The following is a 16,109-nucleotide window of genomic DNA, read 5'->3' as shown; positions in this document are numbered from 1 at the left end:
CATGGCACGACCGTTGCTTATTAGGGCGTCACGAAAGCCGATTCTGTTCAAGAACAAACGAGGACTACCACGCAATGCCGCCTTCCCTAGAACTTCGCACCAAGCAAAGCCTTGCGCTTACACCGCGTCTTCAACAGTCGGTTCGCCTGCTGCAGCTTTCGTCGCTCGAGTTTCAGCAGGAACTGCGCAATGCCCTCGACACCAACCCGTTCCTCGAATACGACGAGTCGCAAACCGAGGACAACGCCCTCAGCAACGACAACGGCAATTCGATGAGCGAAACGACGCCCGCCGCGTCGAGCGAGACGGCCGAAGCGCCGCTTGCTGCCGACAGCGCCGTCGATTCGGTCGACAGCGGCGATTCCTCGTCCCACGACGATGCGGGCAGCGAGTTCTCCTCCGATCCGTTCGGCCGCACGTCAGCGTCGCGCACGAGCGGCGACGGCGAAGGCTCCGATCCGGCCGACTGGGTCCGCATCGAGCCTTCGCTGCACGACACCCTGCACGATTCGCTGCGCCTTTACCCGCTGAACGACCGCGACCGCGCGACGGCCCAGTTGATCATCGAAGCGCTCGACGACGACGGCTATCTGCGGCAAGACCTCTCGGAACTCGCGGCGCTCGTCGATATCGAGCCCGAACTCACCGAAGACGAGTTGACCATCGCACTCAAGCTCGTGCAGTCGCTCGATAAGCCGGGCGTCGGTGCGCGCAACCTGTCGGAATGCCTGTCGCTGCAACTCGAGGCGATGCCGTCCGACACGCCGGGACGCACGGTCGCGCTCGAAATCGTCAATCATCATCTGGAGCGCCTTGCGCGACGCGAACAGGCCGAACTGCAGAAGAAGATCGGCTGCAGCGCGGACGAACTGCGCATCGCCTGCGCGCTCGTGCGCAAGCTCGATCCCAAGCCGGGCGAGAACTACGGCCAGGCCGAGGACAACTACGTGGTGCCGGACGTGATCGTGCGTCAGGTGAAGAAAAGTTGGGTCGTGACGATCAACCCGGCGGTGCTGCCGCGCGCGCGCATCCACCGGATGTACGCGGAACTCTTCGCGCAGTCGGCGGGCGCGAGCCGTTCGCCGCTCGCGCAGCAGTTACAGGAAGCGCGCTGGCTGATCCGCAATGCGCAGCAACGCTTCACCACGATCCAACGCGTCGCGGAATGCATCGTGTCGCATCAAAAAGCGTTCTTCGATTACGGCGAGATCGCGCTGAAGCCGCTCGTGCTGCGCGATGTCGCCGACGAATTGGAACTGCATGAATCGACGATCTCGCGCGCGACGGGCAACAAGTACATGGCGACGCCGCGCGGCATCTTCGAGTTCAAGCACTTCTTCCCGCGCGAACTCAGCACCGAGAGCGGCGGCACCTGCTCGGCCGCGGCCGTGCGCGCGCTCCTGAAGGAAATGATCGCGAAGGAAAACGCGGCCGATCCGCTGTCGGATGTGAGCCTCGCGAAGATGCTCGCGGATCAGGGCGTGATCGTCGCGCGACGGACTGTCGCGAAGTACCGGCATCTGATGAAGGTGCCGCCTGCGGAGTTGCGCCGGCAGGCGTGATCGTTCGCTTGGTCGCCTGATGCTGAACATGCCTTCGAGGTCGCACTCGAAGGCATTTTTTTATCGCCAGCCTGCCTCGCGATGCGTGCGCTTTCTCGCCGCCGTCGCCGACAGTTCGGCGCCGAGCAGGAACACCGCCGCCGAGTAATACAGCCACATCAGGATGACCGCGAGCGATCCGGCCGCGCCGAACATGTTCGCCGTTCCCGCGTGGCTCAGGTAGAACGCGAAGAGCCGCTTGCCGCCTTCGAACATCAGCGCCGCCGCGACCGCGCCGAGCAGCGCGTCGCGCCACATCATGCGCGCGGTCGGCAGGAACTTGAGCAGCACCGTGAACGCGAGCGTCAGCATCGCGAGCGAGATGGCCCGCTGCGTCGCGCCGGCGAGCACGAGAAACGGACTGCCATCGCCGAAGACGAGATGCCCGACGAGTTCGACGGACGCATCCAGCACCAGCAGCGCGACGACCATCAGCCCGGCGCCGACCACGAGCCCGAACGACATCACCCGCACGCGCAGCAGCCCGACGATGCTCTCCCGCGTGCTCACGGCGGGCGTCGGCCAGATGACGTTGAGCGCGCTGTGCAGCGACGAAAACGTCGCCGATGCGCCGACGAGCACGCCCGCGCCCGAAAGCAGCGCCGTGCTGCGGGCGATGTCGGCGTGCCACGCGTTCGCAACGATCGCTTCGAGCGCGCGCGCCGCGTCCGCGCCGACGACGCCGCTGATTTCGTCGAAGAGGCGCCCCTGGACGGCGTCGGCGCCGAAGAAGATGCTCGCGACCGCGATCACGATGACGAGCGTCGGCGCGAGCGAAAACGCGGCGAAGAACGAGATCGACGCCGAAAACATCAGGCAGTGATCCTGCGACCAGTGCACGATCGGGTCGACGGCCCACGCGAGCCAGCCGCGCCATGTCGACGTGCTGCCCACTGCGACGGGCGAGGGTTTCGGCGATGTGTCGTCGTTCATGCGTGGGCGTCGGCGCGGGGTGCGCGGTTTTACTCGAAACGCCGATCCTAACGCCACTTCAATAAAAAGCGGCGTCGCTCCGCAAGGAACGACGCCGCCCGGCTCTGCGTTCGCCCGGAATCAGACGTTCTCGTCGTCCGCCGGATCGGCGGTTTCGTCGCCGATGCCGCGCGTTTCGTCCTGCACTTCGTCGGGCAGGATGTCGGCGTCGGTCTCGAGATTGTTGTCGCCATCCGCCGATGCCGCTTCGCCCGTGCCGTAGCGGTCGGTGTCGCTTGCCAGCTCCGCCTGCGACTGGCCGAGCGCGTGCGCGTCAAGTTCGTCTTCGATGTCGCCCGGATAGCGCTTCTCGCCCTGCACGTCCGAGCCGCTGTCGGAGGAGTCGCTCGGTCCGAGCGCGCCCGTGCCGTGTCCCTTGCCGATTTCCACGCCGCCCTCGTCGGGCGGGTTCAGTGTGCTTCCGCTCATCATTGACCTCCGTTGATCGTCCGGTTTCTTCGATCGCAAGGGGCGTGCCGCGCGGGCCGCCCAGGAACGAAAAAGCCCCGCGCCGGATCGCCGGGCGCGGGGCTTTTTGCAGCGAAGGCCGACAGTCAGCCGGAAACCTTCGCCGGACGCGCTTTCACGCCGGATTTCGCATCGGATTTCGCTTCGGACTTCGCCTCGGGTTTAACGCCGGCGACCTGCTTCACGGTCTTTTGCGTCATCGACGCCGCCGTCGCGACGCTCCTCAGATCGCTCAGGAACGAATCGCGCCACACGGAGAGATTGTTCTCGCGCAGCGGCGCCATCATGTCGGCGTGACGCGCCTGACGCTCGGCGAGCGGCATCGACAGCGCCCGCTCCAGCGCCTCGGACATCTGCGAGAGGTCGAACGGATTGACAACCAGCGCGCCCGGCAGCTGATCGGCGGCGCCCGCGAATTGCGACAGCACGAGCGCACCCGGATCGGCCGGATCCTGCGACGCCACGTATTCCTTCGCAACCAGGTTCATGCCGTCGCGCAGCGGCGTCACGTAGCCCACCTGTGACAACCGGAAGAGCGCCATCAGCAGATTGCGGTCATATTTGCGGTTCAGGTACTGGATCGGCGTCCAGTCGAGCTGCGCGAAGCGGCCGTTGATGCGCCCCGCCTCGCCTTCCAGGTTCTGACGGATGCGCTGATAGGTCTGCACGTCGGAGCGCGTCGGTGGGGCGATCTGCACGAGCGACACGCGGCCATGCCAGCCGGGTGCGTTCAGCAAGAGGCGCTCGAACGCCTGAAAGCGCTCGGCGAGCCCTTTCGAATAATCGAGCCGGTCGACGCTCATGATGAGCTTGCGGCCGCGCAAGGCGTCGCGCAGGCTCTTCACCGGCTTTCGATTCGAGAACTGCTCGGCGGCTTTGGCGATCGCGTCCGGATAGATGCCGATCGGATACGCGCCCACCTTCAGCATGCGGCCGAAAGCCTGCACCATGCCGTCGTCGGTCGCGTGGCCGAACTTGCCGCGCTCGATATAGTCGACGAACGACTGCTGATCGGCCTGCGTCTGGAACCCGACGATGTCGTAGCTGCACATCGCCTGGATCAGTTCCTCGTGCGGCGGCACCGTGCGCATCACTTCGGGCACGGGAAACGGAATATGCAGGAAGAAACCGATCGGATTCGTGATGCCGAGCGCGCGGCATTCCTGCGCGAACGGCAGCAGGTGATAGTCGTGCACCCAGATGATGTCGTCGGGCTCGATGAGCGCCTTGAGCTTCGCGGCGAGACCCGCGTTCACGCGCGCGTATCCCGCGTATTCCTCGCGGTCGAAGCGCGAGAGGTCGTTGCGATAGTGGAACGTCGGCCACAGCGTGGCGTTGGAAAAGCCGCGGTAGTACTGGTCGTAGTCGCGGCGCGTCAGCCCGACGGTCGCGTAGGTCACGTTGCCGCGCTTTTCGATCACGGGCGCGGACGCCTCGCCGACGATTTCTCCGCTCCATCCGAACCAGACGCCGCCTGTCTCCTTGAGCGCGTCCAGGACTCCGATCGCCAGGCCGCCGGCGGCGGGCTTGCCTTCCTGGATCGGCGCGACGCGATTCGATACCACGATCAATCTGCTCATTACAGCGTCACCTCATCAGTTGTCGTTGCATGCTCGAATTGGCGAAAGAAGGGATGCAAAACCCATGCCGATTTTTGAGATGGGTGAAATAAAATTTGTATTTGGATGTTACCGACGAACGAAAACACGCGACGACCACGCGCCGCGGAGAAGAATTTGCATCGGTCCGGTCAAGGACACGGTCGCCCGATCAGGCGTCCTGCTCCGAGCCGAGATCACGCTGATAGTCGATCCCTTCGCGGCGCACGCCGCCCTGATTGTGCTCGCCATCGGGCGGAGCGTCAGGCGCGGGGCGGTTCTGGCCGGCCGGATCGTGCGGCGGGGCGTCGGCGGATGCCGCGGGCGCGGGCGTTTCCTTGACCGCCTCGGCGCGGGCTTCGCGCTTGGACGAATGACGTGCGGAGCGTCGGAGTGCGGGGTGCCTCATGGTGCCTCCAGGGCGAAGGCCGTCGTAGGAAAGGGTCGGCGGCGACCCGTGTTCTGGCGAAAAAACGACCGGCATCGCTCGCGCGCGCCGGTCATTGTTACGTCTTTCGTTGTAATGCCTACAGCATCCTTGGAAATTTCTTCAACACTTGCACGTTTTAGGGGAATGCGCCCTTTTTCGCGTTGTAGCGGTCGATGCGTCGTGTTTATCGCGTCTTGTTTATCGCGTTGTTCAGTGCAATGCCGCCATGTTTAGCGAACGTGCGGCGCCTCGTTCGGCCCGGGCGGCGGATCGCCGATCGGTTGTACAGGCGGCGTCGGCGGCTCGCGCGTCGGGTCCGGGTTCGTGTCGGGCGGAACCTGCGGCGGCGGAGTCGGCTCGTCGGGCGGCGTCACGGGCGGGTCGGGCACCTGCGGCGTCTGCGCGTGAATCGTGCGATCGAAAGCGGAATCGGACATGGCGGCTCCTGGTCGTTGTAGTGATGGTCGGACTCGTTGCGGCAAGGGCATCATTGCCCATCGAGCGAGCCTGACTACTGCGACAGCAAGGGGCATGCCCTTCAACGTCCGCGCTGCCCAAAGCACGCAGCCGACGTCGCGTCCTCGTCTCATTATCGGCGTGAAACGCCGGACTGCCAAAGAAAACGCCCGCGCATTTTCATGCGCGGGCGTTGGTTCTGCGGGCGGTTTTCGTCTGTCGATTGAACGGACTAGGCGCTTCCGGGACCTGTATCGCCGAGTTCGCTCGCCTCGCCGACCGCGGCCTTGTTCGCGTCCTCTCCGTACTCGACGAGCCGGTTATAGAGCGTCTTCAGACTGATGCCGAGGATCTCCGCCGCGCGCGTCTTCACGCCGCCGCACTGTTCGAGCGTCGCGAGGATGAGCTGGCGGTCGGCTTCCGCGAGCGACGTGCCGAACGCGATCGTCACCGCGGTTCCCGCCGAAGGCTTCGAGAGCGAGATCTGGAGCGGCACCGTAGCGGTACTGTCCGATTCGGCGCCCGACATGATGTACGCGCGCTGCACGTAGTTCTTCAGTTCGCGCACGTTGCCCGGCCACGGGTACGACGCCAGCATCTCGCGCACGGCCGCAGGGAAGGTCTTCTTCGTGTTGTAACGCGAATTGAGTTCGTCGAGAAACGCCTGCGCGAGCAGTTCGACGTCCTTGCCACGCTCGCGCAGCGGCGGCAGGTTGATCGGAAACACGTTCAGCCGGTGATACAGGTCGAGGCGCAACTTGCCTTCGAGCACCGCCTGCTCCGGATCGCGGTTGGTCGCGGCGATCAGGCGCACGTCGGTTTCGAGTTCCTTCGTCGTGCCGACGCGCATGAACATGCCGGTTTCCAGCACGCGCAGGAGTTTCACCTGAAGTTCGATCGGCATTTCGGTGATTTCGTCGAGGAACAGCGTGCCGCCGTTCGCCCGCTCGAAATAGCCCTTGTGCTGGCGATCCGCGCCGGTAAACGAGCCGCGCTCGTGCCCGAACATTTCGGATTCGATCAGGTTCGGCGAGATCGCACCGCAGTTCACCGCGATGAACGAATGCTTGCGGCGCAGGCTCAGCTCATGCAGCGTCTGCGCGGCGACTTCCTTGCCCGTACCCGATTCGCCGATCAGCAGCACGGAAGCTGCCGTCGGCGCGACGCGGCCGACCTGGTCGTAGACGGTCTGCATCGCGGGCGAATTGCCGAGCATGAGGCCGAAACGCCCCATGCGGCGCAACTCGCCGCGCAACGTGCCGATTTCCGCCTTCAGGTCGCCAGGGCGCGGCAGGCGCGACAGGATCGCCTTCACGCGCTGCATGTTGATCGGCTTGACGAGGTAATCGGTCGCGCCCATCTTGAGCGCGCTCACCGCCGATTCGACCGTCGCGTGGCCGGTGATCACGATCACCTCGACACCGGAACGCGGATCGAGGTCTTCGAAGAGGTCGACACCGGAGCCGTCCGGCAGCTTCAGGTCGGTGAAAACGACATCGGGCGTCTGCCGCACGAGCTGGATGCGCGCCTCGCGCAGGTCGCCGGCCGTGGCAGTCGTCAGTCCGTCTTCGCCGATGATCGCGGCTAGTGCCTCGCGGGTACTGGGATCGTCATCGACAATCAATACATGTGGCATGCGTCTGGAGTGTTTAAAGCGTTGTCAGGTCACGCACCATTGGGGCGGCGCGGGCTTCTCTGGGCAGTCGTCGCGACGGCCAGGCCGAACGCGGATCGGCGTCCTTAAACTACCCGCCGAAACCCGCTGAAAATGAAAAAGTTGCCGATCGTTCGCAGGACAAAATGGCTATGCGCATTAAGCTGGCAAAAATTGCCATACAACGAACCAATGGCGGAACGTTCTTTGATTATAAGGCTTTATCAAGATAAAGCGCACGCCCATGAGGACGTGCGCTTTCGCCGACATAAAACAGGAATTGCGCGGATTAGCTGCGCGGAAAATGCCACGCTTCAGGGGTTCCGCCGATCACGCCGCTGCCGTTCGTGTGCCCCGCCACCGGCGTGGCGCTGGACGGCGTCACGACCTTGCCGCCCTCGTCTTCCCAGCGATTCAGGTCGCGCGTCGCACGCTTTTTCGCGCTGTCCTGCGACTGCACCCACTTCCACGCGAGCACACTGCCGACGGCAAAGAGCGCACCGAAGATTCCGATTCTTGGTCGAGCCATTATGTTTCTCCCTTATCGCTTGAAATCTGCATCAAAGAAATCCGGTATCGCGAACCGTGTCGAGCGGAACTGACAATCAGCGCGAAATCAGAATCCCAAAGAAAAATCCGATGCCGGCCGCAATGCCGAGCGATTGCCACGGATTGTCGCGCACGTATTTCTCCGTGCAGTCGACGCCCGCGCGGTAGCGCGATTGCGCATTCGCCTGCGCGTCTTCCAGCGCGCCGCGCGCGGTATCGACGTGGTCGCGCAGACGCGCGCGCAGCGCCTCGACGCCCTCGCTCGGCAGCGACGCCGAGAGGCGCAGCAACTCCTCCGAGTCGTTCAGCAGCACCTTGATGTCTTCGATGATCTTTTGCTTGCCCAAGGCAAGCTGGACAGTCGTCTGGCTCATGTCGTGGGGCCCTCGCTGTAATTGATGTTGTCGTGGTTCGCCGGCTGGCTCACTGCGGCTGTTCCGCCACCGCTGTGCCGGCGAGGCGCGAACGCAGTCCGCGCACGATACCGGCCAGGAGGAGCACGCTCCCCATCGCACCGAACACGATGCTCGTCACGTTCGACGCGCGCGAAAGCGTCGGCGTGCCGGCGGCATAGGCGAGCACTGCGCACATCAGCGACGTCACGAGCGCGACCGCGGCCCAGTGATAGATGTCGATCGGCTCGCCGGCCTGGAGTTCCGGACGCTCGGCTTTCGCGTTGCCCGGCCGGCCCGCGCGGCCCGTGCGGGCACGCCTGGGCGCACGGTCGCGGCCGGATGCGGAAATGTCGAAATTCAGGGAGTCTTCCATGGCGATCTGCCGGAAACGGCGTCTTCGATTGGCGGTAGCCATCCTCCGCAGTATTCGTGCCAGCTTTGCGCGCGGGCCGTTTTCGGACCTCGGGCCGCCCTCCTGACGACCCTTCGGTGTTCGGCGTGGGTAACAATTACGCCGTCGCCGTGTAACTTTCGGCCGCATGTGGCGAAGCTTCCGGTAGGCGTCCCCTTTTGTCTAATTTTGAGACGGGCGGGCCGATGCTCATTGCCGCAACGACGCTGCGAATGGTTAAATAGCGATATTGAGATAAGTCGCGCGCCCTTCGCGTCCATCGCTGCCGCCTGCAGCCCGCATGGAAAAACGCGGGCATCGGGCACCGGACCGCGAAAACGGCGGATACAGCCGGCAGGCGGAATCAACGGGGAATCACGGTTGAGCACACAGCCCATCGGCTGTCCGGCTGACGGGAAGTGCGTCCTCCGGCTCGCCGCGAAGGTCTCCGACGACCCCATCTGCCACCCTCCGCGAGGGCGCTTCGGACGCCAGCCGGCACGCTTCTCTTGCCATGCCGGCCATCGTGCGTCGTCAAGAGCCCGACCAACATTTGCAGGACACGAGACACATGGCGTCAACCGAACTGGACCCGCCGGCCGTCGCCCCGGGCGATACGCCGACGCACAAAAAACGCAGCGCGGGAGAAGTGCCGGGCCTGAAGTCTTATGGACTTTTGTACGGCTCGTCCCCGGTGATGCTGGAGTTGTATTCGCAGATCGAACGCGTGGCCGCAACCGACGCCACCGCGCTCATCATCGGCGAATCCGGCACCGGCAAGGAACTGATCGCGCGCACGATCCACGATCACAGCGCGCGGCGCGACGCCCCGTTCATCGCCGTGAACTGCGGCGCGATTCCGGACAACCTGATCGAAGCCGAACTCTTCGGTCACGAGAAAGGCAGCTTCACGGGCGCGGTGCAGGGGCGTATCGGCTATTTCGAGCATGCGAACGGCGGCACGCTCTTCCTCGACGAAGTCACCGAGATGTCGCCCGTGCGGCAAGTGAAGCTCCTGCGCGCACTGGAGACGGGCACGTTCTTTCGCGTCGGCGGCAACGACCTGATTCATTCCGATGTGCGCGTGATCGCCGCGACCAATCGCGATCCCGTCGCCGCCGTCAAGGAAAACGGCTTGCGCGAAGACCTGATGTATCGTCTCGCGGTGTTTCCGCTGCGCGCGCCGCCCTTGCGCGAACGGGATTCGGATCGCGAGTTTCTCGCGCAGCATTTCCTCTCGGAGATGAATGCGCAGGAAGGCACGAGCAAGGCGTTCAGCAAGCGCGCGCTCGACATGCTGCGCACCTACTCGTGGCCGGGCAACGTGCGCGAGCTGAAGAACACCGTGTATCGCGCGTTCATTCTTGCTGAGAAGACGGTCGAGATCGCGCATCCGCATCTCGCGTCGCGCGTGAAGAAGCCCGTCACCCAGGGCGACGCGATGAACGTGTGGGTCGGCACGCCGCTCGCTGATGCGCAGAAGCAGATCATCCTCGGCACGCTCAAGCACTGCGGCGGCGACAAGCGACGCGCGGCGAAGGCGCTCGGCGTGAGCCTGAAGACGCTGTACAACCGGCTCGGCGCATATGAAAACGAAGGCGGCGATTCGGATACGCAAGGACCATCGACCGACAACTGAGCGGCGCATCGCGCCCGATGTGACGACATGCCACGGCCAGCGTTCGCTGGCCGTTTTTTTTCACACGCGCGGGCGGGAAACCGCGCACGCCGCTTTCTCCATTTGCAAATTCTTGCAATTTTCCTTTTTGCGCTATTCATCGCTTGCTTCAAAATGCCCGGGCAAGCGGATTGCTTAGGGTTCCGAGCTTTATCGAAGCGACCGGGGCCGGCGCGCCGCCACATCGAAAGAATAAAGACAGGCAGACGAAGGAAAAAAGCAAGATGCAGACATCGGTTCAACGGCGCCGTTCGAGCGCCGTCGCGCTGGCCGCGATCCTCACGAGCGCCATCGCGTGCTCCGGACTCACAGGCTGCAACTCGCTCTATAGCGAAGGCGCCACCGCCGGGGCCGGTATCGCCGGCGCCGCGATCGCAGGGTCGATCACCAACAACGCAGCGGTCGCCACCGGCATCGGCCTGGGCGCAGTCGCCGCCGCCCGCGCAGGCGTCCAGTACTCGCAGCGTGTGATTCACACCAATACCCAGGACAGCATCGCCAACGTGGCCGGACCGCTCGCGGTCGGCGCCGTCGCGCCATGGAAGGCGGTGCATTCGGTGCCGATCGAAGAAGACGAGAAAGGCCGCGTCACCGTGAGCCGGACGATCAGCAGCGGCACGCTCGACTGCAAGGAGATCGTGTTCTCCGTCGATCGCGACGCCACCGAGAACCGCGCGGCCGACACCGCCTTCTACGTCGCCTCGGTCTGCCGCGACGGCAACAAGTGGAAGTGGGCGTCGGCGGAACCCGCGACGCCGCGCTGGGGCGCGCTGCAATGACCGGGCGCCTCGTTCTGACATTCGCGGCGGCCGCCGCGAGTTGCGCGTTCGTGAGCGGCTGCGCGTCGTCGTCGATCGGCGCGGCGAGCGGTGCGGCGGCAGGTCTTGCAACTGGCGTGGTGACGAGCAATCCGGCGGTCGGCATCGGCGTCGGCATCGTCGTGCAGGCGGCGACGGACGAAGCCGTGAAGCGCGTGATGAAGTCGCTGCACAAGGATCAGCAGGAAGCGATCGCGGTGACGGCGGGCGGTCTGACGATCGGCGAGACGCGGCCGTGGCGCGTGAAGCACACGCTGCCGGTCGAAAACGGCCACGGCGACGTGCGCGTGCTGCGCGAGTTCAACAGCGCGCTCGCGACGTGCCGCGAGTTCGCGTTTTCGGTGGTCGATGGCGACGAGGCCGGTGCGCCGCAAAGCTGGTTCCTCGCGACGACGTGCAAGGACCCAGGCGGCTGGAAGTGGGCGTCGGCGGAGCCGGCCGTAGAGCGGTGGGGGAATTTGCAGTAGGCGGAATCTTCCGCTGTGATGCGATGTCCTTCGCGCTCAAAACCGGTCGCGTTGGCACTTTCACCGACGAGCGGCGGGCCCTGCCGGGCCGCTGGTCGAATGAAACGAGAGTCGTGCAAGGAACCCCCTTCGCACAACTGGCGAAGGGAATCGCATGAGTGAATCGGCGGCCGAGCAACGGGCCGCCTTTGATGCGACTAGCGGTAAATCACCGCGAACGGGCGAGTGACTACGTTTTGACCGAAGCCGACGCTCGTGACTGGATGATTGGAACCGTCCCAGACGACGGGCCCGGTAGCCTGATTCAATCTGTAGCTGTCGAGACGTATGAACGAATAATGTGGGATGTTGCCGTCCCAGTACTGTGCCATCGTAAATACGACCTTACCGTTGGGCGAGTACACGAATGGCAACGACCAATTGCTCGGAACACCGTCGGTGAGTGCACTAAACGATTTTTTATCGACGGTGTAAATCAGCGGTGCAATACCCTGTTTGTTTGTTCCAAGCAACACTTGGTTGTTATCGAGGACATGCAAATCGTGAATGCCAGCGTCGGCAGGTGTAATCGTCTTGAGCACAGCGAACTGGCCGCCTTGCGTGTCCAGACTGGCGATGAAAGGAGTAATTTGGTCACCAGTACTGGGATCCGCAAGATAAAGCTTTTTCTCGTCCGGGGTCAGGCCGACGACGACTGGCTGCGAACCGGTCGTGCCGATGGAGTACGAGGCAATCTGCTTGTGGGTGTTTAGATCCACGACGACAATCGACTGTGCGCTGCCTTGTCCGTCGTTCTTGACGACGTACAGCCGTTGACTTGTGGACAAACGCTGCTCAGCGATCAGCTTCGCGCCAACGAGCGGTAGATCCCACGCCACGGCATACGTGCTCAGGTTGTAGGCACGCACGCCCGCTGCAGCGCCTTGCTTCCAGACGACGTACACGAATTTGCTGTCACCCGACGGCTTCATGTCCACCACTTCTTCGGCAATCGATACTTGTCCTTTTAATGTGTCAGTTTGAGTGTCGACATAACCGAGAATCGAGCTTCCTGTTTGCTGGTTGGTTAGCGTATAGGCAACCTTGTTGCCATCCGGTGTCGCCCCAAAATGTCGAAGGACGGAACCCTGTGCGTTCGGTATCGTGAGGTACGCACTAACATAGGCGAAAGTCTTGCTGTCTTGAATAGCCACAATGGGCGGATCGTTGGCTGTAAACACCGAATAGATCTTGCTGCCAGGCTTTCCGTAATAGGCCTGCACTATATTTTTGTCGCCTGCGCTCAACACGCCACCACCCCCCCAGTTGGGGTTGCAATAGTTCATGACCGATGCCAGATCCCATGTTCCGAACACAGCGCCGCCTGTCTCACCCGTTGACTGTCCCTGATCAACGCACTCGGCAGGCGTATCCGGACGATCTTGCTCATGAGCAAATGCCAAGAGGTGGCCGAACTCATGAACGGCCGCGGTTTTCACGCAGGTTTCCAACGGGCGCGTCAAGTAACAATTTGGGGACCAACTCTGGAAGTCCATATTCAGTTGGACGTTTGAACGCCAACCGATACCCGCTTCACCTAACTGCCTCGTTATCGGTTGGCCATTTGTGACCGCCATACGAATGCCCAAGTAGGTCGTATTGATGTCCGGACACGTCGACCAATCGACAAATGTCACATCTGAATTTGCATCCCACGTATTCGTCACCGCTTCTTTCGCCCACTGACGCTGCTGATCATTCCAAGAGTTTGGATTCTCCCAACAGACACTTATCCGATGAGAATTCCAAACCCAATCTGGGTACAAATATCCACGGCTTGAATTTGTCGGTTGAGCACTATCATCCGATTGCACTGAAAGCGTGCTAGTTTTATCGAGAGTGGAAGAAGAGAGTTTGACTTCTGAAAACTTCGGCAGATGCAAGGGAGCATTGGTTGACGGCGCCTCCGTCGCGGAAGTGGACTTGGCCGTAGCATTCAGGGGAGAACTACCGTCGCCTGAACCGCAAGCAGCGAGCAACGCCGCAAATAGCGCGAGCGCAATCCACCTGATTAACGTGATTGCTTCCCATCTTAGTGTATTTTTCATGATTTCATGGAAATGGATAAAAATAACCTGCATTGTTAATGAGACCATCTCCGATTAAGACTGCGATATGCAATCGGTCGCCTGGCCTAATCGCAAGAACCAAAAGAATCTTGGTCATGAACGATGCGACGCCCCACGCACTCATCACAGAGAGAAAAGCCGATCTATAAAGCAAAGGCGTTCCCTTCCCGGATGACCGAAGCAATACCGTAAGCAGGCAAATCGTTAGAATCGCGCAAAGTACGAACTCGACTAATTCGCGCGATCCCGATCTCATTGGACCACCGCTTGCACGCCTTTCTGGACAAGCAGCTCCGCTTGCGCCCCAGCGTGCAGATAAACGTCATACGTGACACCTTGCACGGCGACGTTGCCGTGCTGCTGCCAATCGCCGTCCGAGATGCCGGCAATATGCGAGTTCGACAAATCCACCGTGTCGCCCGCTCCGCCGTTCACCTTCCCCTGCTGCCTTCCATCCTCGATGAACAGATTGCGTTCTCCGATATTCACTACGTCAGTCAGAGAAAGCTTCAGCGTGTTGTGTTGACCATTCAGATCGAATGCTTCCACCCCGTGCACATTTGCCGCCGATGTCTTGCCGGAACGCATTGCAACGTCGAGCACCTGAAAGATAGTGCCTGGCTCGCTGGTCCCAGCGACGACCGGACGAAGATGGCTGGAAGAGGAACTAGCCAGTCGCGTTCCAAGCGATGCGATGATGAATCTCGACGGCCCCCGATTGCTCATCTCTGATGTTCCTGTTTTGTTGATTTTTGTTTGCGGATTCTGGCGCGCACACGTCAGGATGGGAACTCATCGCGGCGGCGCCGCAGGCATTCCTGTCGATTCCCCAACGATATCTTTCGATTTTCCAGTTTCGACGAAGCGCATGACTATACGAAATGTCCTATTTACGGTCTTTCTACAACCCGCATCAAACGCGTCGGCAAAGAAAAAAGCCGCTTCAGATTGTCTGAAGCGGCTTTCTTTTGCCGACCGAACCGAGGCTCTTCGCCGAGCTTTATCGCACCTGCACGTCGCGTCCGCCAACGGACGCGCCCTTATTTCATGTTCGCAAATTCGTCAGGCAGCCCAGGATCGAAAGTGAGAGACGGCCTGTCTGTCAGGTCCGTCGCGCCAGGGACGGCGAGCCGCCTTCTATCACCGAGGTCGGTATTCACGACTCCACGTCTTCCAGACTCAGCATCTCCGTCTGGTCGTTGTACGAGAAAATCTCGCCGTAACGTCCCCATGTAATGACCGCGTCGAGCGTTTCCTCGGCGGCCTTGTCGGAGAGAAAGTCCTCCAGTTCCTGCTCGAAGCGCACGCGCGGCGCGCGATGCCCCGGACGCTCGTTGAGCACCTTGCGGATTCGCGCGGCAAGCGGAATGTGCCGCAACAGATGCTCGGCGAACATCATCTTGCGCTCCTGTGTGCCGAACTCCGCGAAGACGCGCGCGGGCGGCGTGAGGAAGATGTCGCCCTCGCGCACGTCCGCGAAACCGAGATGCTGCAACACTTCCGCGACCGGAAACAGGTCGTCCACTTCCAGATGCAGCGAACGCGCGATCTCCGGCATGTCGGCGCGGCCGTGATATGGGTCGGCGGCGAGTGTTTCGATCAGACCCGCCATCAGGTTCGTCGACACGTTCGGCAGCCAGCTTCCGAGTTCCAGCCCCTTCTTTGTCGCCTCGCCGAGCTTGCGGGCGGTCATCTTGGCGTAGATGTCGTCGACCAGCCGCCGGAACGCCGGGTCGAGCCGGTTGCGCGGATGCTTGAACGGCACCTTGATCTCGGCCATCACGCGCCCCGGATTCGACGACAGCACGAGAATCCGGTCGCACATGAACACAGCCTCCTCGATGTTGTGCGTGACGATCAGCACCGACTTGATCGGCATGCGTCCTTGCGTCCACAGATCGAGCAGATCGGTACGCAGGTTTTCGGCGGTCAGCACGTCGAGCGCGGAGAACGGTTCGTCCATCAAGAGCAAAGTGGGATCGACGACGAGCGCGCGCGCGAATCCCACGCGCTGGCGCATGCCGCCCGACAGCTCGCGCGGATACGCGTTCTCGAAGCCGTCCAGACCGATCAGGTCGATCGCGGCGAGCGCGCGTTCGCGCCGCTCGCGCGCGCCCACGCCCTGCGCTTCGAGGCCGGCTTCCACGTTCTGGAGCACGGTGAGCCAAGGGAACAGCGCGAAGGTCTGGAACACCATCGCGACGCCTTTCGCCGGCCCGCGCAACGGTTCGTTCAGGTAGGTGACTTCGCCCGCCGTCGGCTCGATCAGTCCGGCGATGATCCGCAGCAAGGTGGACTTGCCCGACCCCGAGCGCCCGAGCAAGCCGACGATCTCGCCTTCGCGCAGCGACAGGTTCGCGTCTTCGAGGACGAGCAGTTCGCCCTGCGTCTTGTTGAAGCCGCGGCTCACGTTGTCGACGCGCAGGATTTCGCTGCCGAGGCGCGGCCCCGCCGGCGCGGCCGTGGACGTCGCGGTGTTGTGCTGTGCGGGCGTTTGCATGTTCTTCACGTTCTGCATCGGAAC

The 16,109-nt window shown here is 62.5% G+C and carries 17 protein-coding genes; 5 read left to right on the top strand and 12 right to left on the bottom strand.

The features are described from left to right. Positions 1–74 precede the first annotated feature (74 nt). On the top strand, positions 75–1,562 hold the full coding sequence (locus QCE48_RS04110) for an RNA polymerase factor sigma-54 (protein WP_309785958.1): 1,488 nt from the start codon (positions 75–77) through the stop codon (positions 1,560–1,562). Positions 1,563–1,622: 60 nt separating this feature from the next. Here the strand turns inward: QCE48_RS04110 and QCE48_RS04105 are convergent, their stop codons facing one another. The 9 genes from QCE48_RS04105 to QCE48_RS04065 form a co-directional block, all read right to left on the bottom strand. After that, positions 1,623–2,534 carry a YihY/virulence factor BrkB family protein gene (locus tag QCE48_RS04105; RefSeq protein WP_309785959.1) on the bottom strand — a complete coding sequence of 304 codons (912 nt, stop codon included), beginning with the start codon at positions 2,532–2,534 and terminating at the stop codon, positions 1,623–1,625. 120 nt (positions 2,535–2,654) lie between these two features. Continuing rightward, entirely contained in the window at positions 2,655–3,005 is a 351-nt protein-coding gene (locus tag QCE48_RS04100; protein WP_309785960.1) for a chemotaxis protein, read from the bottom strand. A 122-nt stretch (positions 3,006–3,127) separates the two neighbouring features. Further along, positions 3,128–4,621, bottom strand: a complete 1,494-nt coding sequence (gene otsA / locus QCE48_RS04095) for an alpha,alpha-trehalose-phosphate synthase (UDP-forming) (RefSeq protein ID WP_309785961.1) — start codon at positions 4,619–4,621, stop codon at positions 3,128–3,130. Positions 4,622–4,811: 190 nt separating this feature from the next. After that, entirely contained in the window at positions 4,812–5,048 is a 237-nt protein-coding gene (locus QCE48_RS04090; RefSeq protein ID WP_309785962.1) for a hypothetical protein, read from the bottom strand. Between the two features lie 251 nt (positions 5,049–5,299). Beyond that, a complete protein-coding gene (locus QCE48_RS04085) occupies positions 5,300–5,506 on the bottom strand; it encodes a hypothetical protein (RefSeq protein ID WP_309785963.1) in 207 nt (68 codons plus the stop codon). A 251-nt stretch (positions 5,507–5,757) separates the two neighbouring features. Then, positions 5,758–7,161: a sigma-54 dependent transcriptional regulator gene (locus QCE48_RS04080; RefSeq protein WP_309785964.1), complete on the bottom strand. Its 1,404-nt coding sequence runs from the start codon at positions 7,159–7,161 to the stop codon at positions 5,758–5,760. A 307-nt stretch (positions 7,162–7,468) separates the two neighbouring features. Continuing rightward, positions 7,469–7,708, bottom strand: coding sequence for a hypothetical protein (locus QCE48_RS04075; protein WP_309785965.1), 240 nt, complete (start codon positions 7,706–7,708; stop codon positions 7,469–7,471). 76 nt (positions 7,709–7,784) lie between these two features. Beyond that, positions 7,785–8,102: a DUF883 family protein gene (locus tag QCE48_RS04070; RefSeq protein ID WP_309785966.1), complete on the bottom strand. Its 318-nt coding sequence runs from the start codon at positions 8,100–8,102 to the stop codon at positions 7,785–7,787. 49 nt (positions 8,103–8,151) lie between these two features. Further along, positions 8,152–8,496, bottom strand: a complete 345-nt coding sequence (locus tag QCE48_RS04065; protein WP_309785967.1) for a hypothetical protein — start codon at positions 8,494–8,496, stop codon at positions 8,152–8,154. Between the two features lie 589 nt (positions 8,497–9,085). Between QCE48_RS04065 and QCE48_RS04060 the strand changes: the two genes are divergently transcribed. The 3 genes from QCE48_RS04060 (at position 9,086) to QCE48_RS04050 (ending at position 11,477) form a co-directional block, all read left to right on the top strand. Then, positions 9,086–10,153 (top strand): sigma-54 dependent transcriptional regulator, encoded by a 1,068-nt coding sequence (locus QCE48_RS04060; RefSeq protein WP_309785968.1) that lies wholly within the window; start codon positions 9,086–9,088, stop codon positions 10,151–10,153. Positions 10,154–10,416: 263 nt separating this feature from the next. After that, positions 10,417–10,971 carry a hypothetical protein gene (locus QCE48_RS04055; protein ID WP_309785969.1) on the top strand — a complete coding sequence of 185 codons (555 nt, stop codon included), beginning with the start codon at positions 10,417–10,419 and terminating at the stop codon, positions 10,969–10,971. Continuing rightward, positions 10,968–11,477: a hypothetical protein gene (locus QCE48_RS04050; RefSeq protein ID WP_309785970.1), complete on the top strand. Its 510-nt coding sequence runs from the start codon at positions 10,968–10,970 to the stop codon at positions 11,475–11,477. Before QCE48_RS04055 ends, QCE48_RS04050 begins: the two co-directional genes overlap by 4 nt. 197 nt (positions 11,478–11,674) lie before the next feature. Here the strand turns inward: QCE48_RS04050 and QCE48_RS04045 are convergent, their stop codons facing one another. Together QCE48_RS04045 and QCE48_RS04040 are read right to left on the bottom strand one after the other, a co-directional pair. Continuing rightward, positions 11,675–13,597, bottom strand: a complete 1,923-nt coding sequence (locus tag QCE48_RS04045; protein ID WP_309785971.1) for a hypothetical protein — start codon at positions 13,595–13,597, stop codon at positions 11,675–11,677. Between the two features lie 240 nt (positions 13,598–13,837). Then, positions 13,838–14,173, bottom strand: coding sequence for a hypothetical protein (locus tag QCE48_RS04040; RefSeq protein ID WP_309785972.1), 336 nt, complete (start codon positions 14,171–14,173; stop codon positions 13,838–13,840). Positions 14,174–14,279: 106 nt separating this feature from the next. Here QCE48_RS04040 and QCE48_RS04035 point away from each other — a divergent pair, with 106 nt between their 5' ends. Further along, the gene (locus tag QCE48_RS04035) at positions 14,280–14,672 is read left to right on the top strand and encodes a hypothetical protein (RefSeq protein WP_309785973.1); all 393 of its coding nucleotides are present in this window, start codon (positions 14,280–14,282) and stop codon (positions 14,670–14,672) included. 69 nt (positions 14,673–14,741) lie between these two features. Here QCE48_RS04035 and QCE48_RS04030 read toward each other — a convergent pair whose 3' ends face one another. Further along, positions 14,742–16,085, bottom strand: a complete 1,344-nt coding sequence (locus QCE48_RS04030; RefSeq protein ID WP_087629114.1) for an AAA-associated domain-containing protein — start codon at positions 16,083–16,085, stop codon at positions 14,742–14,744. Between the last annotated feature and the right edge of the window lie 24 nt (positions 16,086–16,109).

The sequence above is a fragment of the Caballeronia sp. LZ024 genome, from assembly GCF_031451455.1.
Classification (GTDB): domain Bacteria; phylum Pseudomonadota; class Gammaproteobacteria; order Burkholderiales; family Burkholderiaceae; genus Caballeronia; species Caballeronia telluris.
This window is presented reverse-complemented; position numbering and strand designations above follow the sequence as displayed.

Bases quoted from the DNA above. Each gene is read 5' to 3' on its own strand.
- otsA (WP_309785961.1), bottom strand. From the start codon at position 4,621: ATGAGCAGATTGATCGTGGTATCGAATCGCGTCGCGCCGATCCAGGAA.
- QCE48_RS04110 (WP_309785958.1), top strand. From the start codon at position 75: ATGCCGCCTTCCCTAGAACTTCGCACCAAGCAAAGCCTTGCGCTTACA.
- QCE48_RS04080 (WP_309785964.1), bottom strand. From the start codon at position 7,161: ATGCCACATGTATTGATTGTCGATGACGATCCCAGTACCCGCGAGGCA.
- QCE48_RS04070 (WP_309785966.1), bottom strand. From the start codon at position 8,102: ATGAGCCAGACGACTGTCCAGCTTGCCTTGGGCAAGCAAAAGATCATC.
- QCE48_RS04085 (WP_309785963.1), bottom strand. From the start codon at position 5,506: ATGTCCGATTCCGCTTTCGATCGCACGATTCACGCGCAGACGCCGCAG.
- QCE48_RS04040 (WP_309785972.1), bottom strand. From the start codon at position 14,173: ATGCGTTCCGGCAAGACATCGGCGGCAAATGTGCACGGGGTGGAAGCA.
- QCE48_RS04055 (WP_309785969.1), top strand. From the start codon at position 10,417: ATGCAGACATCGGTTCAACGGCGCCGTTCGAGCGCCGTCGCGCTGGCC.
- QCE48_RS04050 (WP_309785970.1), top strand. From the start codon at position 10,968: ATGACCGGGCGCCTCGTTCTGACATTCGCGGCGGCCGCCGCGAGTTGC.
- QCE48_RS04045 (WP_309785971.1), bottom strand. From the start codon at position 13,597: ATGCAGGTTATTTTTATCCATTTCCATGAAATCATGAAAAATACACTA.
- QCE48_RS04100 (WP_309785960.1), bottom strand. From the start codon at position 3,005: ATGATGAGCGGAAGCACACTGAACCCGCCCGACGAGGGCGGCGTGGAA.
- QCE48_RS04105 (WP_309785959.1), bottom strand. From the start codon at position 2,534: ATGAACGACGACACATCGCCGAAACCCTCGCCCGTCGCAGTGGGCAGC.
- QCE48_RS04060 (WP_309785968.1), top strand. From the start codon at position 9,086: ATGGCGTCAACCGAACTGGACCCGCCGGCCGTCGCCCCGGGCGATACG.
- QCE48_RS04075 (WP_309785965.1), bottom strand. From the start codon at position 7,708: ATGGCTCGACCAAGAATCGGAATCTTCGGTGCGCTCTTTGCCGTCGGC.
- QCE48_RS04035 (WP_309785973.1), top strand. From the start codon at position 14,280: ATGATGAATCTCGACGGCCCCCGATTGCTCATCTCTGATGTTCCTGTT.
- QCE48_RS04090 (WP_309785962.1), bottom strand. From the start codon at position 5,048: ATGAGGCACCCCGCACTCCGACGCTCCGCACGTCATTCGTCCAAGCGC.
- QCE48_RS04065 (WP_309785967.1), bottom strand. From the start codon at position 8,496: ATGGAAGACTCCCTGAATTTCGACATTTCCGCATCCGGCCGCGACCGT.
- QCE48_RS04030 (WP_087629114.1), bottom strand. From the start codon at position 16,085: ATGCAAACGCCCGCACAGCACAACACCGCGACGTCCACGGCCGCGCCG.